The 24,285-nt window shown below is 68.7% G+C and carries 25 protein-coding genes, 1 tRNA gene and 1 pseudogene; 15 read left to right on the top strand and 12 right to left on the bottom strand.

Annotated features, from left to right (window positions below):
- The first annotated feature begins 137 nt into the window (after positions 1-137).
- A complete protein-coding gene (tnpC, locus tag J2852_RS26770; protein WP_209881586.1) occupies positions 138-1,481 on the top strand; it encodes an IS66 family transposase in 1,344 nt (447 codons plus the stop codon).
- A 28-nt stretch (positions 1,482-1,509) separates the two neighbouring features.
- Here tnpC and J2852_RS26765 read toward each other — a convergent pair.
- From J2852_RS26765 to J2852_RS26745, 5 genes and pseudogenes are all read right to left on the bottom strand, one after another.
- A pseudogene (locus J2852_RS26765) lies at positions 1,510-1,906 on the bottom strand (transposase); the annotation flags it as partial.
- Positions 1,907-2,299: 393 nt separating this feature from the next.
- A complete protein-coding gene (locus J2852_RS26760; protein WP_209881582.1) occupies positions 2,300-2,797 on the bottom strand; it encodes a hypothetical protein in 498 nt (165 codons plus the stop codon).
- 92 nt (positions 2,798-2,889) lie between these two features.
- A complete protein-coding gene (locus J2852_RS26755) occupies positions 2,890-3,438 on the bottom strand; it encodes a hypothetical protein (protein ID WP_209881580.1) in 549 nt (182 codons plus the stop codon).
- 28 nt (positions 3,439-3,466) lie between these two features.
- Complete coding sequence (locus J2852_RS26750) at positions 3,467-4,054, bottom strand: hypothetical protein (protein ID WP_209881578.1); 588 nt, start codon at positions 4,052-4,054, stop codon at positions 3,467-3,469.
- A gap of 12 nt (positions 4,055-4,066) precedes the next feature.
- Positions 4,067-4,723, bottom strand: a complete 657-nt coding sequence (locus J2852_RS26745; RefSeq protein WP_209881576.1) for a hypothetical protein — start codon at positions 4,721-4,723, stop codon at positions 4,067-4,069.
- Between the two features lie 863 nt (positions 4,724-5,586).
- Between J2852_RS26745 and J2852_RS26740 the strand changes: the two genes are divergently transcribed.
- Together J2852_RS26740 and J2852_RS26735 are read left to right on the top strand one after the other, a co-directional pair.
- The gene (locus J2852_RS26740) at positions 5,587-5,949 is read left to right on the top strand and encodes a DUF3429 domain-containing protein (RefSeq protein ID WP_343206827.1); all 363 of its coding nucleotides are present in this window, start codon (positions 5,587-5,589) and stop codon (positions 5,947-5,949) included.
- A 35-nt stretch (positions 5,950-5,984) separates the two neighbouring features.
- The gene (locus J2852_RS26735) at positions 5,985-7,745 is read left to right on the top strand and encodes a DEAD/DEAH box helicase (RefSeq protein ID WP_209881573.1); all 1,761 of its coding nucleotides are present in this window, start codon (positions 5,985-5,987) and stop codon (positions 7,743-7,745) included.
- Between the two features lie 18 nt (positions 7,746-7,763).
- On the opposite strand, the gene J2852_RS32145 is transcribed toward J2852_RS26735, so the two are convergent.
- The gene (locus J2852_RS32145) at positions 7,764-7,889 is read right to left on the bottom strand and encodes a hypothetical protein (RefSeq protein WP_281418484.1); all 126 of its coding nucleotides are present in this window, start codon (positions 7,887-7,889) and stop codon (positions 7,764-7,766) included.
- Positions 7,890-7,958: 69 nt separating this feature from the next.
- On the bottom strand, positions 7,959-8,615 hold the full coding sequence (locus J2852_RS26730; protein WP_209881571.1) for an ERCC4 domain-containing protein: 657 nt from the start codon (positions 8,613-8,615) through the stop codon (positions 7,959-7,961).
- Between the two features lie 224 nt (positions 8,616-8,839).
- On the opposite strand from J2852_RS26730, the gene J2852_RS26725 reads away from it, so the two are divergent.
- Positions 8,840-9,838 carry a competence protein CoiA family protein gene (locus J2852_RS26725; RefSeq protein WP_209881569.1) on the top strand — a complete coding sequence of 333 codons (999 nt, stop codon included), beginning with the start codon at positions 8,840-8,842 and terminating at the stop codon, positions 9,836-9,838.
- A gap of 514 nt (positions 9,839-10,352) precedes the next feature.
- Here J2852_RS26725 and J2852_RS26720 read toward each other — a convergent pair.
- From J2852_RS26720 to erpA, 4 genes are all read right to left on the bottom strand, one after another.
- A tRNA-Ser gene (locus J2852_RS26720) sits at positions 10,353-10,442 on the bottom strand.
- Positions 10,443-10,503: 61 nt separating this feature from the next.
- Complete coding sequence (locus J2852_RS26715; RefSeq protein WP_209881567.1) at positions 10,504-11,076, bottom strand: hypothetical protein; 573 nt, start codon at positions 11,074-11,076, stop codon at positions 10,504-10,506.
- A gap of 113 nt (positions 11,077-11,189) precedes the next feature.
- Complete coding sequence (xth, locus tag J2852_RS26710) at positions 11,190-11,963, bottom strand: exodeoxyribonuclease III (RefSeq protein WP_209881565.1); 774 nt, start codon at positions 11,961-11,963, stop codon at positions 11,190-11,192.
- 20 nt (positions 11,964-11,983) lie between these two features.
- The gene (erpA, locus tag J2852_RS26705; protein ID WP_209881563.1) at positions 11,984-12,382 is read right to left on the bottom strand and encodes an iron-sulfur cluster insertion protein ErpA; all 399 of its coding nucleotides are present in this window, start codon (positions 12,380-12,382) and stop codon (positions 11,984-11,986) included.
- A gap of 140 nt (positions 12,383-12,522) precedes the next feature.
- On the opposite strand from erpA, the gene J2852_RS26700 reads away from it, so the two are divergent.
- The 11 genes from J2852_RS26700 (at position 12,523) to tatC (ending at position 22,925) form a co-directional block, all read left to right on the top strand.
- Entirely contained in the window at positions 12,523-13,722 is a 1,200-nt protein-coding gene (locus tag J2852_RS26700; RefSeq protein WP_209881562.1) for a deoxyguanosinetriphosphate triphosphohydrolase, read from the top strand.
- Between the two features lie 4 nt (positions 13,723-13,726).
- Positions 13,727-15,487, top strand: a complete 1,761-nt coding sequence (gene argS, locus J2852_RS26695) for an arginine--tRNA ligase (protein WP_209881560.1) — start codon at positions 13,727-13,729, stop codon at positions 15,485-15,487.
- Positions 15,484-16,473 (top strand): SPOR domain-containing protein, encoded by a 990-nt coding sequence (locus J2852_RS26690; protein ID WP_209881558.1) that lies wholly within the window; start codon positions 15,484-15,486, stop codon positions 16,471-16,473. The genes argS and J2852_RS26690 overlap by 4 nt, the downstream gene beginning before the upstream one ends.
- A 7-nt stretch (positions 16,474-16,480) precedes the next feature.
- Positions 16,481-17,524 (top strand): beta-N-acetylhexosaminidase, encoded by a 1,044-nt coding sequence (gene nagZ / locus J2852_RS26685; RefSeq protein WP_209881556.1) that lies wholly within the window; start codon positions 16,481-16,483, stop codon positions 17,522-17,524.
- 80 nt (positions 17,525-17,604) lie between these two features.
- A complete protein-coding gene (locus tag J2852_RS26680) occupies positions 17,605-18,222 on the top strand; it encodes a site-2 protease family protein (RefSeq protein ID WP_209881597.1) in 618 nt (205 codons plus the stop codon).
- A gap of 1 nt (position 18,223) precedes the next feature.
- Complete coding sequence (locus J2852_RS26675; RefSeq protein WP_209881554.1) at positions 18,224-19,003, top strand: segregation and condensation protein A; 780 nt, start codon at positions 18,224-18,226, stop codon at positions 19,001-19,003.
- A gap of 178 nt (positions 19,004-19,181) precedes the next feature.
- Positions 19,182-19,811: an SMC-Scp complex subunit ScpB gene (gene scpB, locus J2852_RS26670; RefSeq protein WP_209881552.1), complete on the top strand. Its 630-nt coding sequence runs from the start codon at positions 19,182-19,184 to the stop codon at positions 19,809-19,811.
- Positions 19,812-19,907: 96 nt separating this feature from the next.
- Complete coding sequence (locus J2852_RS26665) at positions 19,908-21,167, top strand: ABC transporter ATP-binding protein (protein WP_211112349.1); 1,260 nt, start codon at positions 19,908-19,910, stop codon at positions 21,165-21,167.
- A 100-nt stretch (positions 21,168-21,267) separates the two neighbouring features.
- Positions 21,268-21,528: a twin-arginine translocase TatA/TatE family subunit gene (locus J2852_RS26660; protein ID WP_209881550.1), complete on the top strand. Its 261-nt coding sequence runs from the start codon at positions 21,268-21,270 to the stop codon at positions 21,526-21,528.
- Between the two features lie 49 nt (positions 21,529-21,577).
- On the top strand, positions 21,578-22,072 hold the full coding sequence (gene tatB / locus J2852_RS26655; RefSeq protein ID WP_209881549.1) for a Sec-independent protein translocase protein TatB: 495 nt from the start codon (positions 21,578-21,580) through the stop codon (positions 22,070-22,072).
- Between the two features lie 37 nt (positions 22,073-22,109).
- Positions 22,110-22,925 carry a twin-arginine translocase subunit TatC gene (tatC, locus tag J2852_RS26650; RefSeq protein WP_209881547.1) on the top strand — a complete coding sequence of 272 codons (816 nt, stop codon included), beginning with the start codon at positions 22,110-22,112 and terminating at the stop codon, positions 22,923-22,925.
- Between the two features lie 24 nt (positions 22,926-22,949).
- On the opposite strand, the gene J2852_RS26645 is transcribed toward tatC, so the two are convergent.
- Positions 22,950-24,116 carry a GGDEF domain-containing protein gene (locus J2852_RS26645; protein ID WP_209881545.1) on the bottom strand — a complete coding sequence of 389 codons (1,167 nt, stop codon included), beginning with the start codon at positions 24,114-24,116 and terminating at the stop codon, positions 22,950-22,952.
- Between the last annotated feature and the right edge of the window lie 169 nt (positions 24,117-24,285).

Genomic DNA, 24,285 nt, shown 5'->3' with positions numbered 1-24,285 from the left:
TCTCCGAAGGCATGATCTACGTCGCCATGGGCTCCATCATGCTCCGACGCCTCACAACCTGACCGCGCCCAGAGCTATTCTCAAACGGGCTCTAACGGGACGTTGTTCGAGAGGCCAGGATATGAGTCAACCTATCCATGACTCGCCCCGATCTGTCCCGCCTGAGCCCGGAGGAGAAGGACGCGCTGATCCTGGCGCTGCTGGATCGGATCGCGGCACTCGAAGCGCAGCTGAACCAGCCAGCCAAGACGCCGGACAATTCCAGCCTGCCGCCGTCGCGCGGCCAGAAAGCGAACCGCCCGCCGCGGCCGAAGAAACCACGACGCAAGCGCAAAGGGCCGGGAGTGACGCGCGAGCTTGCCGCCGAGCCCGACCGGGTCGTGGACTGCCACGCGCAGGCTTGCGCTCACTGCGGCACGGCCGTGATGCCGGAGGACCAGACGGTACGCCACGCCTACGACCACATCGCCCTGCCGCCGATCCGGCCGGTGGTCACGCGGGTGCGCCTGTTCGGCCGGCGCTGTCCCAGCTGCCGACGGCGGGTGCGCGGCGTGCCGCCCGACACGATGCCGCCGGGCTCGCCCTTCGGTCCGTCGGTCCTGGCCCTGCTGGCCTACCTGCACCATCACCACGCCGTCAGCTATGAGCGGCTCTCCCGGCTGATGGCCGAGCTGTTCGCTCTGCGCATCAGCGAGGGCGCCTTCGCCAACGCGCTGCGCCGGGCCAACCGCCGGCTGCAGCGGGCCGAGACGGCGATCATGGAGCGGCTGCGCAGGGCGGACGTCATCGGTTGCGACGAGACCGGGGCGCGGCTGACGACAGCGGATCAGGGCACGCGCATGGCCTGGGAATGGGTGCTGGTCAGTGATAAGGCCGTCCTGCACCGCATCCACCCCTCACGCGGCCGCGACGTCATCACCGAGGTGCTGGGCGAACACCGGCCGCGCTGCTGGGTGTCCGATCGCTGGGGCGCGCAGCAGGGCCATGCCGAGACCCACCAGGTCTGCCTGGCTCACGTGCTCCGGGACGTCCAGTACGCCATCGATGCCGGCGAGCCGTGCTTCGCGCCGGCCTTGCGTCGTTTACTGTGCTGGGCCATCGCCGTCGGGCGACGACGGCCGACCCTGAAGGACAGCACGCTGGCTCAGTATCAGGCGAAGGCCGACCGGCGTCTCGATCGCCTGCTGGCCATGCCAACCATCACCGAGGCTGGGGCCGAGCTGCAGCGGCAGACCAAGCGGTGGCGCTCTCAGTTCTTCACCTTCCTCACCGATCGCGACGTGCCGCCGACCAACAACGCCTCGGAACGCGCGCTGCGGCCCAGCGTCATCTTCCGTAAGGTGACCAACGGCTTCCGCTCGATCTGGGGCGCTGACGTCCACGCCCAAACCCGTTCAGTGATCGGCACCGGGCGCCTCAATGGCCTGTCCGCCCATCAGGCCATCTCACGCGCCCTCGCCGGTCAGCCGATCTTCGCCTGACCAACCTCCTGCGCAATTACGCGGCCATCATGCGCTTGAGCGCCAGGGGGCCCGGCAGGTTTTCCAGCCGGCTGATCGTGGGCTTGCGAGCACAGGTCGGGGCCGCTTTCGGGGAGGCGGCCGACCGCCAGCTTGAAGGCGGGATCGCTGCGCAGGGCATCGCAGTCATTGCCATCGGCGTACCCGGCAGCAATCAGAAGGGCGCGAAAGCGGATCATCTCCGCCAGCGTATGCTGGATGCGCTCGGGAGCGCGCGGGTCCTCGATGCAGCGCGCCAGACGCTCGCTGATGCCAAGCCGCCGGTCGATCTCCGCCAGCAGCAGAACGCCGGCGTCGGAGGTGAGACGGCCGCCGTCGAAGGCAACGTGAACCGGCTTGCCGGCAACCGGTGACAAGCCGGGCAGAACCCCGGTACTCTCGGCCATGGCGGGCGTGAACTCCGTTGATCCGTGGTGAGACGGCTTCAGCACCAGAATCATACACGAAGTCAGCGACTTACGCTCACGCCCGCCGCCCCAGGTTCAGCTCTGGTGAATGATCCGGGCTAGAGGGGGTCCGCTTCCGGTTCAGACCCGAAAGCTATGTGCTATGCGGGGTTCAAGGGCGCATGAACCGGCCCCCCTCGGTCACCTCGAAGGCAGAGAAATTGGTAACGGTCGAGGAGGGGGGTCCAGTTCATTCCGGACAGGAGTGCGCTGGTGACAACACAGGCTGAGAACTCCACGCAAAACGCCAACGGCTCGGGCGTCACTGCCCCTTGCGCCGAGTACGCCAGGTCCAGCTGCACCACTCCTTAGGACCGTTGAGCGACCGGCCTACTACGGCAAGGCGGGCGCCGACCGAACTCGTGCGGCGTGAATCGGCAATCGGGAGAGTGCCAGATTGGGCCTCTGGGTGCCGCGCTTCCTCCTCAGGATATGGGAACTCCGGACGTGTGCGAGCAGCAAGCTCCCGGCGAACACTGTCGCGCGCGCCTTCGCTGCTGGCTCCTCGAAACGGCCGTCCGCGTGATCGTCGCCCATGGCCGCCGTTTCGGCCTCGACGACGGGCTTGCAGAACGCCGCCCCCCTCGGGAACGGGACGTACTTCCGGAAGCATGGACGGCTGGCTTCCTTGACCGTTCGGGTGGCCGCATAGTGGATTGACCCGATGCTGACGATCTCGCGTTCAGTCTGGGCATCCCTGACGACCATAGGCTGCTCTTCGTAGCCGCGGGCTACGAGCGCCCGACAAAGCGCCAGGATCGGTCGTCTGTTTTTCACGCACACGTCCCCGCACCAGCAGGTCGCGGGTCGCAGGAAGAAGGCAACCAGCATGGCCGATCTCCTCAGGTTAGGGTTGACGGAAGCCCGGCTGAGCGGCGGGCGGATGCACCTTTTGGCCAGCGGGGACGCCCCGTCCAATTGCATCAGGAAGCCGAGCGCTCGTCGGAGATCTCGCCCAGCCGGGGCGGCTCGAAGACCTGCGCATGGGCGAACTCGACAGCCGCGACACAAACGACCAAGGGGGCATGCACGTACTCGCTTCGCCCCTGGCGGAAGGGGCCGAGGATGTTCAACGCGAGGGATTCCACTTCGGCGGCCCTCCGGCTGCACGGCAAGGCGAAGACAACGCGCATCACTCGGCCCGTTTCGGAACGAACGCCGTACTTGCGGAATTCAGGTCCGGCGGAGTATCCCACCTTGTGGGGCGTACTCCCGTCCGTCATCACGTAGACCCAGCTCTCGGATTCCGGCCCGCCGGACTCCCCGCTTCTCGCCTCCTGGCGCCACGCGGCGAACCCCTCAAACACCGGGGTGTCGAAAATGGTCCACATCGCCGCGAGTACGGTCTGATCGCGCCGGTGCTCTTCGGCGAGACGTCGTAGGCTGCTGTGCAAGGGCTTCTCCACCGAAGCAATGGCCTTCAACGCGCGGATAACCTCCTCGCCCAACTCGTTGAAACTTGGTCGGCGCACGGTTGTGGCCTCCTTGTGTGCGACACACTTAGGCGACTTGGCCGTATGCGGTCGCCCCCATGTCGCCGGAGTGCTCCCCCCATCCCCACTCGGATTGCTCAGGAGGTGCCTCGTTACGCGCCGATTGCGCCGCACGATCAAGCTTGTCGATCTGGGCCTTGGAGAACAGACGGTTCCGGATTTGGCGTCGCGCCGTGTTGGGGGATACGCTTAGCACTGCGGCGACGGCCGCTGCCCTCTTGCGCGTGTCCGGGCAGATCGCGTTCAGGATACACTCCATGTCCTCGACGCTGAGGACGACGGAGCGGCGCGCACGCCTTTGCTTGCGTTGCGGCTTGGGACGCCCCCGCAGGTAGTCGAGCTTGTCCCTCCTGAGCTTGTCCACGGTGTGCTGGAGGTCGTTTATCCTGTCCCGCATTATGCCGAAGGTGTCCTTGGTCATGTCGACCAGCTGAACGTCCTTCCGCTCGAGCCCCCTCGCATCGATCAACCGGATCAGAGCATCAACGGCAGCATTCCTCTCGTGGGCCGTACAGCCGCCCAGGACCAGCTGGAAAACATGATTGAGCTTCTCGTCGGAAGGTGTTCGCGCTTCCGCGGCACTGGAGTCTGGCATGTTCCGCCTCCTTTACTTCGCCGGATTGCGCCGGACCGGAACCTGCTCGCGCTCGCCACCGTCCGTCAGTTCGCCGTCCTGCCTGCCAACTGTGGCAGCGAGGACGTGGGCGATGTCCGAGAGATCGTCGTAGGCCCGCCTTAGGTCGTCGTACATCTGCCGATCCTTCTTAGCGAGCTCCTCCTTATGTTTGATCTCGACGATGGCGATGGCCTCGCGCTCCACGATGGCGTCGATCAGTTCGGATGCCGCTTCCCACTTCCTCTCGGTGACCGAGCGCTTTGTCAAATCGGCCAACTCGCCCAGGTACCGGCGCGTCTCCTGCGACACGCCCCCGTTGACCCGCTCAGCCACAGTCAGCATGTTGCGCGATCCCTGGGTTTGCAGGTCGCGCTCGTATTCGGCCGAGCGCTCCTTCGCCTGCGCCGCCCAACTGTACGGGGTGGCTCGCAGCTTCTCCTGCGGCGTCGCGCAGATCTTCCCATCCTTGACGAGGTCGTTGAGGCTCCCGCCTTCGGCGAGCGACCGCCGCAAACTCGTCTTGATGGTATTCCATCTGGCCGGTGTCTTGGCCATCCCGGACTTGACGAGATAGTCGTCGAGCGCCCGGCCGGGATCCTCCTCGGCCAAGCGGCGAATTTCGGATGCAAATTGCGCCTGAGCGGCCATGGCCTCCTCCTTTGCGCAAAATTGAATGGGGTAGCGGATCTGATTATGCCAACCCTTGATTTGACCGCTTCCTCATTGATATCGTAAATATTTGCCCCTACATCCGCCGACAGGCTATGGCGCATGCGTATAATTGCCTAATACCCATTATGGTTTGATGCGCAATATGTTCCAAGCATGTTCATGCTATGTTGATAACCGCGCCGCTTTGTCATCTCTATTATGGCTCGGTTTGAAATGTAACGCGTACTTATTTTCTTTTGACTTTTGCGATGTGCCGTCTTTACTCAAATTTTGTACGCTTTAATTGCCGCTGTTTGAGGCGGCTTTCAAACAATGGAGAGCCAGTCGCGCCGGGCTCCTGTCCCAGCTCAAGCCGGGCAGCAACAACGCGTAGGTAGAAGCAGCATTGAGCGGCTGATCGCACCGTTCCGGGTCCGTAGATCGCCGTCGCGAACAGCGAGTTGGCCCCGCCGCTGGCCTCTCATCCGGTGGCTGTACGAGCTTACCCAAAACCGTGGTGAAGGCGCTGGCACGTGGGCAGCCGATACAGTGAGCGCCGACTGCTCGAATGGTTGCGGGGTGGTTGCAGATGTGACTAGGGCCGCCTCAGAGGCGGCCCTAAGCCATTGAAAGAGTGGTGATCCGGGTGGGACTCGAACCCACGACCACATGATTAAAAATCTTCGATAAACTATTGATCCATATAGCGCGCGTCAAACTTACTGCTCGAAACGCGGGCTATACGAATCAATGACTTACAAAGCGGGTTTGACAAATCAGCGGTAAGCGTCCGCCGAGCTACGCGGCGGCGGTGTTTCCGGTGACGTCGGCGGCCTTGGGCGACCGGCGGCGCGCTCCGGCTGGCCGCCGTTCAGGCGGTGATGGCCTACGCGGCGATCATCCTGTCCTTCATCGGCGCCATCCACTGGGGGCGCCTCCTCGCCGCCCCGGACACGGAGCCGCACCCGGCGGCTTGGCTGTGCTGGGGCGTTGTGCCGTCCTTGCTCGGCTGGGGAGCGGTGCTGCTTCCCCACGGGCTGACCCTGCCGGTTCTGCTCGCCGGTTTCGTCCTGGTCTGGGCGGTGGATCAGCGCGCGACGACGGCCGGCCGTTTGCCCGCCTGGTACGGGCGCCGGCGCACCTCCTTGACCATCCTGGTCTGCATTGCCTTGGCGGCGCTGATCCCCCTTGTCGGCGTGACTGGAACGGGCGCGCGGCCGTGATTCGGGAGGGCCGGGCCGGACGTCCACCGCCACCAATGCGCACTGGTGGAGGAGCGGCCGCCGCCCGCCTGATCGCGTCCGGCCGTGTGGACCGGGTGTGCTGGATTGTGCCGCGCGAGAGCCTGCGTTTGCAGGCCGAGGAGGCCTTCGCCGATCCGGCGTGGCGTGGCGCGATCGGACACGCCATTGCGGTGCGTGCGGCCGACAACGGGGCGGACCTGTGCCGCGGCCTGAACGGCTACGTGACGACCTATCAGGCGATCGCCGCCGCACCGGACCGGCACCTTGCCGAGGTCCGGCGGCACCGCTACCTGATCGTCGTCGACGAACTGCACCATCTGCCGGCACTGTCCGACCTCGATCCCTTCACCGCCGAGGCGGCGGACACCGCCTGGAGCCGGGCGGTCGCGCCGTTGCTGGAGAGTGCCGCCTGCCGCTTGCTGATGTCGGGGACGTTGCAGCGCGCCGACGGGCGGGCGATCCTGCGGCTGCCCTACCGTCGGCCACGCGGCTTCCGGCGGGTGCGGGAGATCGATTTCGCGGCGCCGGGCTGGGCGGTGGTCGGCTACAGCCGCCGCCAAGCGCTGGCTGAACGGGCGCTCATCCCGGTGACCTTTGGCGCGGTGGACGGCGAGGCCGAGTGGATTGGCGGGGCGCGGACCCGGCACGTCGCCTCGCTCGCCGCCGCCCGCCGCCTGGCGCGCGACGCCCTGTTCACGGCGCTCCGCACCGAATACGCCGACGCCATGCTGCGCCTGGCCTTCACCGACTGCCGCCGGCACCGGGCGGAGCGCCGCCGCGACCTCGGGCTCGGTCCGGCGGAGTCGGCGCCGGGGCTCGGCAAGCTTCTGGTCGTCGCGCCCGATCAGGCGGCGGCGTGGCGCTACGCGGCGCGCCTTCAGGCCTGGGCCGGCGGGCGGGACATCGTGCGCGTGGCGGTCAGCGGCGCGCCGGACCCGCACGGCACCATTGCGGAGTTCCGCCTGCGCCCGGACCCGGCGGTGCTGGTCACCGTCGGCATGGCGTATGAGGGCATGGACTGTCCGGAGGTCACCCACGTCGCCTGCCTGACGCACATCCGCGCCCGCGGCTGGCTCGAGCAGATGGTGGCGCGGGCCACCCGCGTCGACCCGCTGGGCGGCGCCTACGAGCGGCAGCGGGCGGTGGTCTACCACCCGGACGACCCGATGTTCCGCGCCTTCCGCGCCGCGATCGAGACCGAGCAGGGGGGGCGTGCCGACCTGCCGGCCGAACCGGCCGAGGTGGGGGAGGGGGGCATCGCAGGGGGCGAGGGTGATCCGGCGGTCGTGGCAACGGGGATGGAGGACGCGGCTGACGCCGCGGCGGCGGCGTGCGACGCGCTCCCCGACGCGGTGACCGAGCGGGTCGGGCGGACGCCCATCGTGCCCCTGCGCTCCAGCGCGACCGCGGTGCGGTTCGAGACGCTGGCCCCCGGTCCGGACCTTGGCGTGGCGGACGGCGCGGCCGGGCGCGCCGGCGGTGCAACGCCGTCCACGCTGGAACGCCAGCGGCGCGACCGCATTGGCCAGATGGTCGCCGGCCAGGTGGTCGAGGACGAGGACGCCGGCATCGGTGCGGCGCGCCGTGGCCTCGGCTACCACGCCTACAACGCGGCGCTGCGCCGGGTGCTCGGCAAGAGCCGGGCGGTCATGACGCTGGAGGAGTTGGAAGCCGCCGTCGGCTGGCTGGAGCGCAACCGCCTCAGCGAGCACCTGCACCGGATCGCCGGTGACCCGCAGTACCGCTGGTCGCGCCGGCAGCGGCGGCGCGCCTGACCGTCGCAGCCCTGACCCTCACAACGTCGCGTCGCCGGCGTCCGGCTTGGGCCGGTCGATGTCCGGCGGCCGGTCGCGCTGGCCATCCTTGACCGACACGTCGCCCAGCGGTTTCCAGGGCGCCGTCGTCCGGGTTGGGGCCATCGACGCCGCCCAATCCGGGCGGCCTGGCGCCCTGGTCGTCCTTCCCCGCGCTGTCCTTCCGGTCCTTCGTCAGTTCGGTTCCTCCGGATAGGCCGTGTCGAGGGCCGTGCGGATCGCCTCGGCGGACTTGCGGCCGAAGCCGCGGATGGCGGCGATCTCCGCGGCATTGGCCGCGAACACGGCGCGCACCGAACCAAAATGCCGAAGCAGGGCGCGCGCCTTGCGGCGCCCGATGCCGGGCAGGCCGCTGACGATGTATTCGGCCAGCAGCCGCGGGTCCGCCGGTTTGTTGGGGCGGAGGGCCAAGTCGGTGCGGCCGTCCTGCAGGCGCTTTGCCAGGGAGAGCAGGAGGTCCGCCGTTTCCTGCGGCGTCTGCGTCCGCAGCACCGTGGCCCCTTCGACGATGGCGAGGTGGCTGATCGCCCCGGTGATCACCGTGGGTTCCAGCGACACGTGGCCGTCGTACGGATTGCCTTCGATGATCCAGACGACCGTGTCGTAGGTCGCCCGCAGTTTGGCCGCCTGCGCGGCGAAGCGCCCGTCCAGCAGCGACGCCACGAAGTCGCCGCCGGCCTTACGCTCCACGGCGGCGCCCGGCCCGATCAGGTAATCGCCGACGTCCAGCGCGCCGGCCTCCACCTCCACGGCGCTGCCGTCCACGCTCTTGGTCGCGCGGAGCCGGTTGATGATCGCGGCGGGCTCGTGGCAGTCGGCGACAATGCGCATGGCGGCACCAAATGGCGGGTGACGGGGCATTCGGTACAACCACGGCGAATTTGCGAACGTCTCGCGGGCCGTGCTTTTCGGCGTGGCCGGCTGTTGCATGACGGCGTGATTGACCATCACGCCCCCGCGACGTCTTTCCTCCCGCCGTTATGCCGCTGCTTGCTCAAGGAGCCGATGGTGCTGTTTTCCACGCTTGGGCGATGCCGCCGTCGGCCTGGGACGGCTTGAAGGCTGACTACCGGGAGCGTGGCCTCACCGCGCCCTGTTGCGGGGTGGCGGTCGTTCCGGTCCGCTCGCCCACCGGCTGGCAGTTCTTCCGCCACACGCCGAACGCGCTTTGCACCGCCCGCGAGAGCCTCGCCCACATCGTCTGCAAGTCGATCCTGGCGCGGACGGCGGACCGGCTGGGGCTGGCGGTCACCACCGAAGCGCGCGCGGACGACGGCCGCTGGGTGGCCGACGTGCTGGTCCGGCATCCGGGCTGGACGGTCGCGCTGGAAGCGCAGATCTCCCGGATTCCGATGGCGGCGATCGAAGCGCGTCAGGTGCGCTACCGGGAGCACGGCATCCGCGGCGCTTGGCTGGTTGGGTATGACGTTGCCAACGTCGCGGCCCGGCGCGACCTTCCCCTGTTCCGCCTGGAGGTCGGGCCGGCCGCGCGCCCCGACCCGGCGGTCGTCGGCGCGGGCGGGCGCGTCGCGCTGGAACGCTTCACCGCGTTGCTCCTGACCGGACGCGTTCGGTTCGCGGGGCCGCCGGCGGCGGCGAGCGCCCCGTCGGTGGCCAGCGTGCCGTCGGTCTGCTGGAAGTGCCGCCGCGACATCGATCTGGTCGTGGCCCTCGTCAACCTGCCGGCGCACGCGGTGTTCGCGCCGCGCGGCATCGTGTCGGCGCGCGATCTTGGCAAGCTGCCCGAGGCGCTGGCCGCGTATCGGCGCGCCATGCCGCGGCTGCACACGGTGTGCGGTGCGCTGCCCCCGTTGCGCCGCCCGCCGCCGTCCCGCGTGGCCGTCGGCTTGCGCGCGCACTGCCCGTGGTGCGACGCGCCCATCTCCTTGCACGCGCTCCCCGACGCGACGCGCACGCCGCGTCACTGGCACCGCTGCTGGACGCTGGACGGCCAGGCCTGGGCGCCGTCCGAGCCCCGCGCCGCCCGCTGGACCTGGAGCGACCCGGGGAGCGACCCGGGCGCGGGCAACGCTGGCCGGTCCGACCGGCGGTGACGGGGGCTTGAGGGCGCCGCCCCCGGGGGTGCCGTTGCCGCGCTCACCCCGTGGTCGGTGCCCGGGCCCGCACGGGGGCAAGGCAAACGGGCCGATGCGGTCGGCGTGTGCCAGGGGGCTCGCCCGGGGACGGCGCCGTCCGGAGCGGGGCGATCGGGGCGGTGCGCGCCGGGTCGTCAGACCCAAAACGAATGCGCCCGGTGGCGCGCGCCCGGACGGCGCGGCCCGAGTCGGTCGCGTTCGCCCCCCGCGCCGGGCCGATCGCCGCCAGCGTCCGCGTCAAACCCGACCGCGGTGCCGGCAGCCGTTGCGACGCGCCCCAGCACCGCGCGGTGTCGGCCCGGTGCCGCGCCCGGCGGCGCATCGGGGCCGCCAACGGGCGCGGCGGGGCGGGTGTCCGCCAACGGGCGCCCACAGCCGCTGGCATCCGGCGAAAAATGTGGGGTGAGGTGTGGGGGTAGGGCCGGTTGGCGCGCAAATTTCCGTGGGAAATCATCGGCTTAGCGCGCAAAAGTGGCGGATGGGGTGGGATTCGAACCCACGGTGGGCTCGCACCCACGGCGGTTTTCAAGACCGCTGCCTTAAACCACTCGGCCACCCATCCTGCACGCTGTCGCGGATATAGGAATGAAGCGCGGCGGTCAACAGTCTGCGTGTCGCCTCCGTCAGGTTCGGATCGGACGGCCCAGGTTGCGCAGGCGCTTCACCGGCTTCGGCGGGCTCGGAGTGTCGGAGAAATCGGGCAGGCTGGGGGCGCGGCCGATGATTTTTCGAACCATCGCGCTGGAAGCGTCGAGGTCCTCCACCACCGTCGGCGTCGTCTTGCCGGCGTATTGCGGGCGGTCGAGCTTGGCGCGCATCTCGTCGATGATCTTCAGTTCGGGCTCGAACAGCTCGCGGGCGCCCATGGGCAGGACCTGATCGTCGCGCATGCTGGCGAAATAGCTGCGCGTGGCCTTGGCGAACAGGCTGATCAGCAGAAGATCCATGCGCTCGAACTCGCCGCGCAGGTCGGTCAGTTTGGAACCGCCGACGCCTTTCAGGCGCTCCTCGGTCAGGGTGACGAGGGCGCGGACCTCCTCCACCTTCTTGCGGAAGTCGAGGAAGGAGGCGAAGCGGTCGTCGTCGATGTCGCGCTGGGCACGCTCGGCCAGCGCGACCGCGTCGGTCGCCTGCCGCTCGATGGCGGAAATCAGGGCTTCCACCTCCTCGCGGCCGTAATCGCGCCTCCAGACCATGCCCCTGCCGTTTCGTTTGCGCGAGCGCGTGCCCGCATCCTTAGGTTCTTCTGTAACCGACGAGGATTTAACGAAACACTGTCCTAAAGGTTTAGACGGGGCCGAACGCGTCGTCAGGCGTCGCGAAGCTCCAGCACCACGGGGGTGTGGTCCGACGCCTTTTCCGCGCCGCGCGGACGGCGGTCGATGGTGCAGGCTTCCAGCCGGTCGGCGGCCTGCGGCGACAGCAGGAAATGGTCGATGCGCAGGCCCAGGTCGCGCGGCCAGCTTCCCGCCTGATAGTCCCAGAAGGTGTAGGCGTGGTTGTCGTCGTGCAGCGCCCGGTAGGCTTCCGTCAGGCCGAGGTTGATCAGCGCGCGGAACTTCGCCCGCGTTTCCGGCTGGAACAGCGCGTCGTTCGCGAAGGCGCGCGGGTCGAAGACGTCGCGCGCCTCCGGGATGACGTTGTAGTCGCCGCCGAGGACGAAGGGCACCTCCTGGCGGAGAAGATCGCGGGCGCGGGCGGTCAGGCGGTCCATCCAGCGCAGCTTGTAGGCGAACTTCTCCGTGCCCAGAGGGTTGCCGTTGGGCAGGTAGAGCGACGCGATGCGGACGCCCGCCACCGTGGCCTCGACATAGCGGGCCTGCTCGTCCTCCGGCTCGCCGGGGAGGCGGTCGAGCACGACCTCGTGCGGGGCCTTGGAGAGGAAGGCCACGCCGTTGTAGGCCTTCTGCCCCACCGGCGTGACGTGGTAGCCGAGGTCTTCGAAGGCCTCCCGCGGGAAGGCGGCCGTCTCGCACTTGATTTCCTGAAAGAGCACGACGTCCGGGGACGCCGCGCGCAGCCAGTCGGTGATCAGCGGAAGGCGGGCCTTCGCCGAGTTGACGTTCCAGGTGGCGATTTTCACAACGGTCTCGTCTTGAAGGGTCAGGCCGCGAAGGAGTTGCCGCAGCCGCAGGAGGCCGTCGCATTCGGGTTCTTGATCTGGAAGGAGGCGCCCATCAGGTCCTCGACATAGTCGAGCGTGGAACCGGCCAGCAGGTCGAGCGAGCAGTCGTCGGTGACCACCTTGATGCCGCCGTTCTCGAACACGTGATCGTCGGCGTTCACCGTGTCGTCGAAGCCGAAGCCGTACTGAAAGCCGGAGCAGCCGCCGCCCGACACGGTCAGGCGCAGCATCAGGGCCGGGTTGCCCTCGTGCTCGATCAGGAAGGCGACGCGCTTGGCCGCGCTGTCGGAGATGGCGAGCACGCGGGCGCCATCGTTCGCCTCGGTGGGGCTCGCCTCGGTCGGGTTCGTCTCGGCGGGAATGGCGGTGTCGGGCATGGGGCGGGTCCTTACAAGTCGCAAAACGGACGACAATACCCCGAATGTAAGGTCGCCTTGGCGGTTCGTCAAAGTCTTGACCGCGTAGGACCCTTCCTTGCCCGTTGCGCCGGACGCCCCCCGCCGGTAGTGTCCGCGCCATGACGGCGGACAGCTTCCAGGACCGGCTGGCCCCCTACGCCTGCAACCCGCATCAGACGCGCGGGAGGCTGGTGCGGGAGCCGGAGAGCCCGACACGCTCGTGCTTTCAGCGCGACCGCGACCGCATCGTGCATTCCGGCGCCTTCCGCAAGCTGAAGTACAAGACGCAGGTCTTCGTCTATCACGAGGGCGACTATTACCGCACGCGCCTGACCCACAGCCTGGAGGTCGCGCAGATCGCGCGCTCCATCAGCCGCGCGCTGGGGCTGAACGAGGATCTGGCGGAGGCGGTGGCGCTGGCCCACGACCTCGGCCACACGCCGTTCGGCCATGCGGGGGAATGGGCGCTGGACGCCTGCATGCAGCCCTACGGCGGCTTCGCGCACAACGACCAGACGCTGCGCATCCTGACGATGCTGGAGCGCCGCTACGCCGAGTTCGACGGGCTGAACCTGACCTGGGAAGCGTTGGAGGGCGTGGTCAAGCACAACGGGCCGCTGCTGCCCCTCAAGGAGGGCGAGCGGCTGCCGACGACGCTGGCGGCCTTCCAAGAGCAGTGGGACCTGGAACTGCACACCAATCCGGGCGCCGAGGCGCAGGTGGCGGCGCTGGCCGACGACATCGCCTACAACAACCACGACATCGACGACGGATTGCGCGCCGGGCTGTTCACCGTGGACGAGGTGGCCGAATTGCCGCTGGTCGGCCCGGTGATCCGGGAGGTCTGCGACCGCTACCCCAATTTGGAGCGCTCGCGCCTCATCCACGAGACGATCCGCCGCATGATCAACGCCATGGTCACCGACCTGCTGACCGAGACCGGCAAGCGTCTGGCCGACCACAAGCCGGGCAGCGCGGCGGAACTCCGGGCGCTGCCGCAGCCGGTGGTCAGCTTCTCCGACGGAATGTTCGAGGCGCAACGACCCTTGCGCGCCTTCCTGAAACAGCGCATGTACCGCCACTACCGGGTGAACCGGGAGATGAGCAAGTGCAAGCGGGTCGTCACCGCCCTGTTCGATCTGTTCATGGCCGAGCCCAACACCCTGCCCACCCAGTGGCAGGAGGAGATCAGGGCACGCGGCGGTGACACAGAAATGTCAGTGCGCGCGCGCCTCGTCGCCGACTACATCGCCGGGATGACCGACCGTTACGCGCTGGCCGAGTACAGCCGCCTTTTCGACATGGATGCCAAGACCTAATACGATGAACATCTTCAAGGCGTTCGAGAACGACATCCGCAAGCTGCTGGACGAGTTGGCCGCCGAAGGCCAGATCCCGGCAGGCCTCGACACCAGCCGTCTGACCGTCGAGCCGCCGCGTGAGGCGGCGCACGGCGACCTGTCTACCAACGCGGCGATGATCCTCGCCAAGCCCGCCGGCAAGCCGCCGCGCGCGCTGGCCGAGCTGCTGGTGGCGAAGCTGAAGGCGCGTTCCGACGTGACCAGCGTGGAGATCGCCGGGCCGGGCTTCGTGAACCTGCGCCTGTCCGCCGACGTGTGGCGCGACCGCATCCGCGACGTTCTGAACGCCGGCACGGCGTATGGACAGAGCGACCTCGGCGCCGACGAGCCGGTGAACGTCGAATACGTCTCGGCCAACCCGACCGGTCCGCTGCACGCGGCGCATGGGCGTGGCGCCGTGTTCGGCGACGCGCTGGCCGCCCTGCTGGAGAAGGCCGGGCACAAGGTCACGCGCGAGTATTACATCAACGACGCCGGCGCCCAGGTGGACGTGCTCGGCCGCTCGACCTTCCTGCGCTACCGCGAGGCGCTGGGCGAGGACATCGGCGAGATCCCGGCGGGCCTCTATCCGGGCGAGTACCTGAAGGAGGTCGGTCAGGCCCTGGCCGAGCGCGACGGCAACAAGTGGGTCGGCGCGGACGAGTCCGAATGGCTGCCGGCCTGCCGCGACTTCGCGATCGCGAAGATCATGGAGTGGATCAAGGAGGATCTGGGCGTCCTCGGCGTGCGCATGGACGTCTACAGCTCCGAACGCGCGCTGGTGAAGGCCGGCGCCGTCGATACGGCGCTTAAGGCGCTGGAAGATCGCGGCCTGATCTATGTCGGCGTGCTGGAACCGCCGAAGGGCAAGAAGCCCGATGATTGGGAGCCGCGCCCGCAGACTCTGTTCAAGTCCACCGATTTCGGCGACGACGTGGACCGGCCGCTGAAGAAGTCGGACGGCTCCTTCACCTACTTCTCGAACGACATTGCCTACCACTTCGACAAGTATCGGCGCGGCTTCGCCAACCTGATCGACGTCTGGGGTGCCGACCACGGCGGCTATGTCAAGCGCATGCAGGCGGCGACCACGGCCATCACCGAGGGCAAGGCGGCGCTGGACGTCAAGCTGTGCCAGCTCGTCCACCTGATGAAGAACGGCGAGCCGGTGAAGATGTCCAAGCGCGCGGGCACCTTCGTGACGCTGCGCGACGTGATCGAGGAGGTCGGCAAGGACGTCGTCCGCTTCATCATGCTGACCCGGCGCAACGACCAGACGCTGGAATTCGACTTCGCCAAGGTGGTCGAGCAGTCGAAGGACAACCCGGTCTTCTACGTGCAGTACGCGCACGCCCGCTGCCGCTCGGTCCTGCGCCACGCCGCCGCCGCGATGCCGGGCGCCGACCTGTCGCCGGCGGCGCTCGCCGGGCGCGCCAACCTCGCCCGCCTGGACGCGGAGGAGGAGATGGCGCTGGCCAAGCGCATGGCGACCTGGCCGCGCCTGGTGGAATCGGCCGCCGAGGCGCACGAGCCGCATCGCGTGGCCTTCTACCTCTACGACCTCGCCAGCGACTTCCACGCGCTGTGGAACAAGGGCCGCGACGACGCCTCGCTGCGCTTCCTGATCGACGGCGACGAGGAGGTGACGGTCGCCCGTCTGGCGCTGGTCAGCGCCGTTGCCACGGTCATCGCCTCCGGCCTCGCGGTCATGGGCGTGGAACCGGTCGAGGAAATGCGGTCATGAAGTACGAAGGCGACGTCAACTACGCCAACGACCCCTACGGCATGCCGCCGCAGAGGGGAGGGGGGCGGCGCGGGCTGCTCGGCCTCGGGCTGGCCGTGGTCGGGATCGTCGCCTTCGCGGGCGCCATCGTCGTCGTCTACGGCAAGGGCGGTGGCGGCACCGTCGATGGCGCGCCGCCGCTGCTGACCGCCGACGCCACGCCCACCAAGATGCGCCCGGAGCAGCCGGGCGGCATGGAGGTGCCGCACCAGGACAAGCTGGTCTATGAGCGGCTGAGCGACCGGGGCACCCGGTCGAACGTCGAACGCCTGCTGCCGCCGCCGGAGCAGCCACTGCCGCGTCCGGTGGTGACGCCGCAGATGCCGCCGCCCCCGCCGCTGCCGCAGGCCCCGGCCGTCGCCCAGGTGCCGCCGCCCCCGCCGGGCGCCACGGCCACCGTGCCGCGCATTCCGATGGAGGCGGAGCCCGCCGAACCGGCCGCTTTGCCGCCGTTGGCCGCACCTCCGCCGGTCGCGGCGACGCCGGCCCCCGCGCCCGCTCCGGCGGTCAAGGCGGCTCCGCCGCCCGCCGTGAAGCCGCCTCCGGTCCAGCCGGTGCAGACCGCCGCCGTTCCGCCCGCTCCGCCCAAGCAGCCGGCGGCTCCCGCTGCGGCGCCGCAGCCGGCTCCGCAGGCCGCGAAGCCGGCGCCGGCCCCGGCCGCCGCTCCGCAACCGGCCGCGCCGACCAAATCCCCCGGGGCGAGCGGCTGGCGCATCCAGCTGGCCTCGGTGCGCAGCGAGGCGGAGGCCGCGTCGGAATGGAAGCGGCTGACCAGCCGTTACGGCGATGCGCTCGGCGGGCTGTCCATGCAGGTCGCAAAGGCCGACCTCGGCGAGAAGGGCATCTTCTACCGCGTCCAGGGCGTCGGTGTGGACGAGACGCGGGCCAAGGCCGCCTGCGCGGCGCTGAAGGCACAAAACGTGGGGTGTGTGGTTGTCCGTCCTTAATCCGTCCATGGTCCAAGCGAAGAAGGCCCATCGGCCGCGCGCCGTCGTGTTCGGCTGCGCCGGCACGGTGCTGAGCGACGCGGAGAGGGCGTTCTTCCATCGCGCCGATCCGCTGGGCTTCATCCTGTTCAAGCGCAATTGCGAGACGCGGGAGCAGGTGCGGGCGCTGGTCGCCGACATGCGCGACAGCGTCGGGCGAACCGATGCGCCGGTGCTGATTGATCAGGAAGGCGGGCGGGTCGCCCGGCTGCGGCCGCCGCACTGGCCCTCCTTCCCGCCGATGCGCGCGTTTGGCGACTTGGCCGAGCGCGACGAGGGCGCCGGTCGGGAGGCCGCTTGGATCAATGCCCGCCTGCTGGCCAACACGCTGAGCGATGTGGGCGTGACGGTGGACTGCGCGCCGGTTTGCGACGTGCCGGTGGAGGGTGCCCACGACATCATCGGCGACCGCGCCTTCGCGCGCGATCCGGCGCGGGTGGCCGATCTGGCGCGGGCGACCTGCGAGGGGCTGCTGGCCGGCGGCGTCTTGCCGGTTGTCAAGCACATCCCCGGTCATGGCCGGGCCTTCGCCGACAGCCACGCGGAACTGCCGGTGGTCGATGCCTCGCGCGAGGAGATGGAGGCCACCGACTTCGCGCCCTTCCGCGATCTGGCCGACATGCCGCTGGGCATGGTCGCGCATGTGGTGCTGAAGGCCATCGACCCGGACGCGCCGGCCAGCACGTCGGCCACCGTGGTGCGGGATGTCGTGCGCGGCGCGCCCATCGGCTTCGACGGCCTTCTGTTCAGCGACGACCTGTCCATGGGTGCACTGGCCGGCGACATGGGGCATAGGGCGAAGGCCGTGCTGGCGGCGGGGCTGGATGTCGTGCTCCACTGCAACGGAAACATGGAGGAGATGGACGCCGTGGCCGAGGCCGTGCCGCCGATGAGCTACGCCGCCGCCCAGCGCTGGGCGCGCGCGCAGGCTGTCCGCTGCGTCGCCGAGCCGGTGGACATCCCGGCGCTTGAGGCGCGGCTGGCCGACCTGCTCGGCAACCCGGTGGCCTGAAGGAGCGGCGCGTGGAAGGCTTGATCGACCGCATCCCCCTGATTGTCGCGGTCGCCATCCCCGCGATCCTCGCCATCACCATGCACGAGGCCGCGCACGGCTTCGTCGCTTGGTGGCGCGGCGACGACACGGCGCGGGTGCTGGGCCGCGTCACGCTGAACCCGATCCGCCACATCGACCCCTTCGGCACGGTGATCCTGCCGGCGCTGATGTATTTCACGACCGGCTTCGTGTTCGGCTGGGCCAAGCCGGTGCCGGTCAATTTCGGCCGCCTGTACCACCCGCGCAGCGACATGGTGTGGGTGGCGCTGGCCGGGCCGGGGGTCAACTTCCTTCTGGCGCTGGTGTCGGCGATGCTCTGGGGCTTCACCGACCCGCAGGGCAACCCGTTCGAGCTGTGGTTCCGCGCCGCGCTGGAGGTGTCGGTCCTGGTCAACGTCGTGCTGATGGTCTTCAACCTGATCCCGCTGCCGCCGCTGGACGGCGGGCGGGTGGCGGTGGGCATCCTGCCCGACGTGCTGGCCTTCCCGCTGGCCCGGCTGGAGCGCTACGGCATGTTCATCCTGATCGGCGTGCTGTTCCTGCTGCCGATGATCGGGCGCGAGTTGGGGATGAACCTGAACGTCATGGCCTGGGTGCTGGGGCCTCCGGTCGATTACGTCATCGACCTGATCCAGATCCTCAGCGGCAATTCGTGAGATGGCGGGCGAGGACTTCGAAGAGGACCGCCTGACCCCGGATATTGCCGCCGAACAGCTGGTGCTGGTTCTGGACGGGTTCGAGGGGCCGCTGGACATGCTGCTGGCGCTGGGGCGCGAGCAGAAGGTGGACCTGACAAGGATCTCGATCCTCCAGCTTGCCGACCAGTACCTCGCCTTCATCGCGGAGGCGCGCAAGGTGCGGCTGGAACTGGCGGCCGATTATCTGGTGATGGCGGCGTGGCTGGCCTACCTGAAGTCGCGCCTGCTGATCCCGCAGATCGAGGACGAGGAGCCTTCGGGCGAGGATATGGCCGCCGCGCTGGCCTTCCAGCTGCAACGGCTGGAGGCGATGAAGGAGGCGTCCGCCAAGCTGTTCGGCCGTCCGCGCCTGGGGCACGACATCTTCGCGCGCGGCGCGCCGGAGGACGTGGACATCCAGCGCAAGTCGGTCTTTCAGGTGACCCTCTACGACTTGCTGAAGGCGTACGGCGAGCACAAGAAGCGCAAGGAGAACGGCGTCCTGTACATCGAGCCGGTGCGGCTCTATTCGCTGGAGGATGCGGTGCAGCGCCTGTCGGAGATGCTGGGGCGCATGCCGGACTGGGCGACTCTGTCCAGCTTCCTGCCGGACGGGGTGCGGGGTGCTCTCCTGACCCGCTCGGCCCTGGCGGCGCATTTCGCGGCGACGCTGGAACTGGCGAAGGCCGGTCAGGTGGAGTTGCGGCAGGACGGCGCCTTCGCCCCCATCTACGTCCGCCGCGCCCAACGGCAGGAATAGGCCCCGGCAGGAGTAATCGTCTGAATTTCGTGCACTGAACCGTCATTCCCGCGAAGGCGGGAATCCAGGCCACCGCGGAGCGTCGTCGGAATGTCCTGGATTCCCGCTTTCGCGGGAATGACGATCAGAGGTAGTTGTCGCAATCCCGCATGGGAAAAGGGTCGGTAAAGCGCGTGCCATGATCGAGGAAATCACCAACCCCGACGAGGTCGAGGCCAGGATCCAGAAGCTGCGGCTTCTGGAGGCGCTGCTGTTCGCCTCTGCCGACCCGCTGGACGAGGAGACGCTGGCCGGGCGGCTCGGCCCCGACGCCAACGTTCCGGCCCTGCTGAACGAACTGCGCGCCCATTACGCGCCGCGCGGCGTGAACCTCGTGCGGACGGGGGCGGGCTGGTCGTTCCGCACCGCCGTGGACCTCGCCCCCCTGCTGCGGCAGGAGGAGGAAGTCTCCAAGAAGCTGTCCCGCGCGGCCATCGAGACGCTGGCGATCATCGCCTACCACCAGCCGGTCACCCGCGCGGAGATCGAGGCGATCCGTGGCGTCGCGACCAGCAAGGGCACGCTGGACATCCTGATGGAGAACGGCTGGATCCGTCCCGGACGCCGCCGCGAGACGCCGGGCCGGCCGCTGACCTGGATCACCACCGACCATTTCCTGGACCATTTCGGGCTGGAATCCCTGCGCGACCTGCCGGGCGTCGAGGATCTGCGCGCCGCTGGCCTGCTCGACTCGCGGCCCGTCCTGTTGGGCATTGCCGGAGGCGGGGTGGAGGAGCCCGCCGCTACGGATGCCGACGAGGACGCCTGAACACAGCGCTGCGAGAATAGGAACCATTTGCACCGTAGCGTCCGGACGTTTAGTAAGGGTATCTGACATTTCAGGCCGCTTCAGTCCGGGACCGACATGGCACAACCATCCGTCACCGACGACCGCCCCGCCCGCCTGCGCGATGCCCTGCGAGAGCGCGCCTCGGCGCTGTTCAGCCGGAGGGACGAGGCGCCCTGCCAGGCCGCTCCCGTGACGTTCCCGGCCAGCCCGACGGTGGATGCCTTCGGCCCGAGCGCCGCGCCGGCCGCCATTCCGGTGGAGGCTCTGGCCCTCGACAGCGTCACCCACCGCTACGGCAAGGTCACGGCGGTGGACGACGTCAGCCTGACCATCGGGGCCGGTGAGATCGTCTGCCTGTGCGGCCCGTCCGGCTGCGGTAAGTCCTCTCTGCTGCGCATCGCGGCGGGGTTGGAGGCGGTGCAGACCGGTTCCGTGCGCATCGCCGGGCGGATCGTCGCCGACGAACGCGGCGCGGTGCCGCCGGAAAAGCGCGGCGTCGGGCTCGTCTTCCAGGATTACGCGCTGTTCCCGCACCTGTCGGTCCTCGACAACGTGCGCTTCGGCCTGTCTGGCCTGTCCGCCGAGGCGCAACGCCGCCGCGCGCTGGAGACGCTGGGGCAGGTCGGCATGGCCGATTACGCCGAATTCTTCCCGCACCACCTTTCGGGCGGGCAGCAGCAGCGCGTGGCGCTGGCCCGCGCCCTGGCGCCCAACCCCTCGGTGCTGCTGCTGGACGAACCCTTCTCCGGCCTAGACGCCCGGCTGCGCGAGCAGATCCGTGACGAGACGCTGCACGTCCTGAAGCAGAATGGTGCCGCCACCATGCTGGTCACCCACGACCCGGAAGAGGCGATGTTCCTAGCCGACCGCATCGCGCTGATGCGGGCCGGACAGGTCGTGCAGGTGGGCAACCCGGTGGACCTCTACACGCGGCCGGTCAACGCCTTCGCCGCCGCCTTCTTCGGCGAAGTGAACACGCTGAAGGGTGTGGTGAAGAGCGGGGCGGTGGAAACCCCGGTCGGCCCGCTGCCGGCCCCCGGTTTGGCCGATGGGACGGGCGCCGATGTGCTGATCAGGCCGGAGGCGCTGAAGCTGGCGCCGGTGCCGTCGGCGATGGCGCCCGGCGGCTCGCTGCCGACGCTGGCGCGGGTGATGGCGGCGCGGCTGCTGGGGCGGTCCAGCCTCGTCCATCTGGGCATGCCCGACGGAAAGGGCGGGGCGGTGCATCTGCACTCCCGCATGCCGGGGCAGTTCCTGCCCCCGGAGGAAAGCCACGTTTCGGTCACTTTGGACCCGTGTCAGGCCTTCGTTTTTCCAGCGGAAAGCACCACTTGAGACCTTGAGACGGTTCCTCCCGGCCGAACGTTGCGGTGGGGGAGCCTTTCTGCCATAGTGCCGCCCCGCCGACGGGGAAGCCGCTCAGGAAAAGTGTGTCATGGGATCTTTTAGCATCGGGCATTGGCTCATCGTTCTGCTGATCGTCCTCGTTCTCTTCGGCGCTGGAAAGCTGCCGAAGGTGATGGGCGACCTCGCCAAGGGCATCAAGAACTTCAAGGCCGGCCTGAAGGACGAGGGCGAGGACGCTGCCGCTCCCGCCGCCGACGCCAAGGTTCTGCCGAACCAGCCCGCCCATCCGACGGCCCATCCGGCCACCCCGGACCAGGGCGTGAAGAAGGACGAGGCGGCCCGCACCTGACCGGTCGGCGTTCCGCACCCGCACGCCGCCTGTTGAGGGCCGAAGAGTCATGTTCGACATCGCCTGGTCGGAACTGATGGTCATCGCGGTCGTGGCCCTTGTGGTCATCGGCCCGAAGGATCTTCCGAAGACCATCTACACCCTTGGCAAATGGGTGCGGAAGGCGCGCCTCGTCGCGCGCGATTTCCAGGGCCACCTCGACGACATGATGCGCGAGGCGGAACTGGACGAGCTGCGCAAGGAGGCCCTGAAGGTCCGCGACGCGAATCTTCAGAAGATGGTCGAGGACACGGTGGACCCGAAGGGCGACCTGAAGGCTGCCTTCGACATCGGCGGCGCCAACGGCTACCCCGGCAGCCCGTCGGAAGAGGCCTCCGCGCCGTCCCGTCCCCAGCCGCAGACCGCCACGGAACCGCCGGTAACGGCCCCCGCGCCGCCGGCCCCGCCGGTGGAGTTCAACCCGTCGCCCGCATCCGCGATCCCGGCCGCCACGGCTCCAGCCGCTGAGCCGGTCGCGGTGCAGACGACGAACAAGCAGACCTGACCCCCCAGACCTGACCCCTGTGTCGGGCGAGACGCACATGACCGGCCAGACCGACACCGACCACATCGACGAAGAGCTTGAAGAAAGCAAGATGCCGCTGATCGATCATCTGATCGAGCTGCGCAATCGGCTGATGTATTCGGTGATCGCCATCGTCGTGGCGTTCCTGCTCTGCTACGCCGTCTCCGACAAGATCTACAATTTCCTGGTCCAGCCGCTCGCCGACATTCTGGCGGGGCAGGGCCGGCGGATGATCTACACCGGCCTGACCGAAGCGTTCTTCACCTACCTGAAGGTCGCCTTCTGGGCCGGCTGCTTCCTGTCCTTCCCCATCGTAGCCAGCCAGATCTGGATGTTCGTGGCGCCGGGCCTGTACAAGCACGAGCGCAAGGCGTTCCTGCCCTTCCTGGCGGCCACGCCCGTCCTGTTCTTCCTGGGCGGGGCGATGGTGTACTACTTCATTTTCCCGATGGCGTGGCGCTTCTTCCTGGGGTTCGAATTCCACCCCGGCGGCGATGCCTCGGTCCTGCCCATCGAGTTCGAAGCGCGCGTCGGCGAGTATCTGTCGCTGGTCATGCAGCTGATCTTCGCCTTCGGCATCGCCTTTCAGCTGCCGGTGCTGCTGACCTTGCTGGTCCGCGCCGGCCTGCTGTCGACCGCGACGCTGGCGTCCAAGCGGCGCCACGCGATCGTGTTCGTCTTCGTCGTCGCGGCCGTGCTGACCCCGCCGGACGTGATCAGCCAGGTCGGCCTCGCCATTCCGCTGCTGGCGCTGTACGAGGTTTCCATCTGGATCGGTCGCGCCATCGAGAAGAAGCGCGCCCAGGAAGAAGGCGAGGACGCGGCGGAGTAAGGCCGGTCGCCCGGTGGGTAGCTGTCAGGCCCCCGCCGGTTCCGCCAGAACCACCTGATTGCGGCCGTTGCGCTTGGCCGTGTAGAGCGCCGCATCGGCGTCGGCGAAGGCCGCGTTCAGGCTGGCGCCCATTTGGCATTCGGCGATGCCGATGCTGACGCTGGCGGCCAGCCGGTTGCCGTTGAAGTCGACCGACCGCCTTTCGACGTCGCCGCGCAGGGCCTCCGCCAGAACCTTGGCGCCCACGGGGTCCGTGTCGGGCAGCAGAAGGCAGAATTCTTCCCCGCCGTAGCGGCCGAACAGGTCGGACTGACGCAGGCGCGCGGTGACCGTCGCCGCGAAGGCCTGCAGCAGGGCGTCGCCGGCCATGTGGCCGTACTCGTCGTTGATCCGCTTGAAATGGTCGAGGTCGAGCAGGAGCAGGACCAGGGGCGCCTTGGCGCGCTCCGCGCGGGCAAGTTCCCGGTCGGCCTGTTCCAGAAAGGCCCGGCGGTTGAGCGCCCCGGTCAGCGGGTCGTAGGTGGCCAGCTGGTCGAGGTCGGCCTGAAGCCGCTCGCTGGTCATGGCGAGGAAGCCGAAGCTCCAGGCCGTGACGGCGAGGATTGCCTCAAGAAAAACAATGCTTTGCAGGACGTTCGGCGACAGCACGGACTCGAGCGGGCCGGCGCCCGGCATCATCAGGACCCGAACCGTGACGAAGGCCGCGTGCAGGGCGAACACCAGCGCCGTCATGCGCTTCGCCAGACGCGGCGGTTCGGAACGTCTCGGGCGTGCCAGCTCGATTGCCGAGAGAATGGAAAACCCGGCGATCCCGGCGGATCCGATGAGGATGCGCGCGGCGATGTCGTCAGTAACGAACAGGAACCACAGGTTGCCCGCCGTCAGGACGATCAGCGTGGTCAAGCCCGCACGGAGCGGGATCGGCCGCCCGTCGAAGCTGTAAACGCCGAACCAGATCAGCACGTAGGTCGTCAGCACGGCGGCGTTGCTGACGGGCACCACGATGGGGGTTGGCAAAACGCCATAGAGGGCAATGAACGCCATTCCGATCACGCCGGTGATGGCGGCCATGGCCCAATAGGCAAGCGCCGTGATGTGGCGGTGCGCGCGCCAGGTCAGAAGGGCGGCGGTGCCGAGCAGGCTCCCGATGCAGACCAGGACGACGACGAGGGTGCGGGAATCGAGGGGCATGTCGGGATGGGCGGGAGATGGGTTCGCTTTGTGCACCAAAGGGAAACGCTTCGGCCAACGATAAATGGCCAACGCTGAGATGAACGGCGGCGGGACGAGGGGGAACCAACCCGGAAAAGGGCTAAAACGGCGGCACCACTGGACCTTACCCGGTCGGGAGACTATAAAC

The sequence above is a fragment of the Azospirillum soli genome (assembly GCF_017876165.1).
Classification (GTDB): Bacteria; Pseudomonadota; Alphaproteobacteria; order Azospirillales; family Azospirillaceae; genus Azospirillum; species Azospirillum soli.
This window is presented reverse-complemented; position numbering and strand designations above follow the sequence as displayed.

What these genes read in the sequence shown, in the direction of transcription:
- erpA (WP_209881563.1), bottom strand. Translation starts at nt 12,382, where the DNA reads ATGCCCGACACCGCCATTCCCGCCGAGACGAACCCGACCGAGGCGAGC.
- J2852_RS26715 (WP_209881567.1), bottom strand. Translation starts at nt 11,076, where the DNA reads ATGGTCTGGAGGCGCGATTACGGCCGCGAGGAGGTGGAAGCCCTGATT.
- J2852_RS26660 (WP_209881550.1), top strand. Translation starts at nt 21,268, where the DNA reads ATGGGATCTTTTAGCATCGGGCATTGGCTCATCGTTCTGCTGATCGTC.
- J2852_RS26735 (WP_209881573.1), top strand. Translation starts at nt 5,985, where the DNA reads ATGCGCACTGGTGGAGGAGCGGCCGCCGCCCGCCTGATCGCGTCCGGC.
- J2852_RS26730 (WP_209881571.1), bottom strand. Translation starts at nt 8,615, where the DNA reads ATGCGCATTGTCGCCGACTGCCACGAGCCCGCCGCGATCATCAACCGG.
- tnpC (WP_209881586.1), top strand. Translation starts at nt 138, where the DNA reads ATGACTCGCCCCGATCTGTCCCGCCTGAGCCCGGAGGAGAAGGACGCG.
- J2852_RS32145 (WP_281418484.1), bottom strand. Translation starts at nt 7,889, where the DNA reads ATGGCCCCAACCCGGACGACGGCGCCCTGGAAACCGCTGGGCGACGTG.
- scpB (WP_209881552.1), top strand. Translation starts at nt 19,182, where the DNA reads ATGATCGAGGAAATCACCAACCCCGACGAGGTCGAGGCCAGGATCCAG.
- tatC (WP_209881547.1), top strand. Translation starts at nt 22,110, where the DNA reads ATGACCGGCCAGACCGACACCGACCACATCGACGAAGAGCTTGAAGAA.
- J2852_RS26700 (WP_209881562.1), top strand. Translation starts at nt 12,523, where the DNA reads ATGACGGCGGACAGCTTCCAGGACCGGCTGGCCCCCTACGCCTGCAAC.
- nagZ (WP_209881556.1), top strand. Translation starts at nt 16,481, where the DNA reads ATGGTCCAAGCGAAGAAGGCCCATCGGCCGCGCGCCGTCGTGTTCGGC.
- J2852_RS26760 (WP_209881582.1), bottom strand. Translation starts at nt 2,797, where the DNA reads ATGCTGGTTGCCTTCTTCCTGCGACCCGCGACCTGCTGGTGCGGGGAC.
- J2852_RS26665 (WP_211112349.1), top strand. Translation starts at nt 19,908, where the DNA reads ATGGCACAACCATCCGTCACCGACGACCGCCCCGCCCGCCTGCGCGAT.
- J2852_RS26645 (WP_209881545.1), bottom strand. Translation starts at nt 24,116, where the DNA reads ATGCCCCTCGATTCCCGCACCCTCGTCGTCGTCCTGGTCTGCATCGGG.
- J2852_RS26675 (WP_209881554.1), top strand. Translation starts at nt 18,224, where the DNA reads ATGGCGGGCGAGGACTTCGAAGAGGACCGCCTGACCCCGGATATTGCC.
- tatB (WP_209881549.1), top strand. Translation starts at nt 21,578, where the DNA reads ATGTTCGACATCGCCTGGTCGGAACTGATGGTCATCGCGGTCGTGGCC.
- J2852_RS26690 (WP_209881558.1), top strand. Translation starts at nt 15,484, where the DNA reads ATGAAGTACGAAGGCGACGTCAACTACGCCAACGACCCCTACGGCATG.
- argS (WP_209881560.1), top strand. Translation starts at nt 13,727, where the DNA reads ATGAACATCTTCAAGGCGTTCGAGAACGACATCCGCAAGCTGCTGGAC.
- J2852_RS26680 (WP_209881597.1), top strand. Translation starts at nt 17,605, where the DNA reads ATGCACGAGGCCGCGCACGGCTTCGTCGCTTGGTGGCGCGGCGACGAC.
- J2852_RS26750 (WP_209881578.1), bottom strand. Translation starts at nt 4,054, where the DNA reads ATGCCAGACTCCAGTGCCGCGGAAGCGCGAACACCTTCCGACGAGAAG.
- J2852_RS26745 (WP_209881576.1), bottom strand. Translation starts at nt 4,723, where the DNA reads ATGGCCGCTCAGGCGCAATTTGCATCCGAAATTCGCCGCTTGGCCGAG.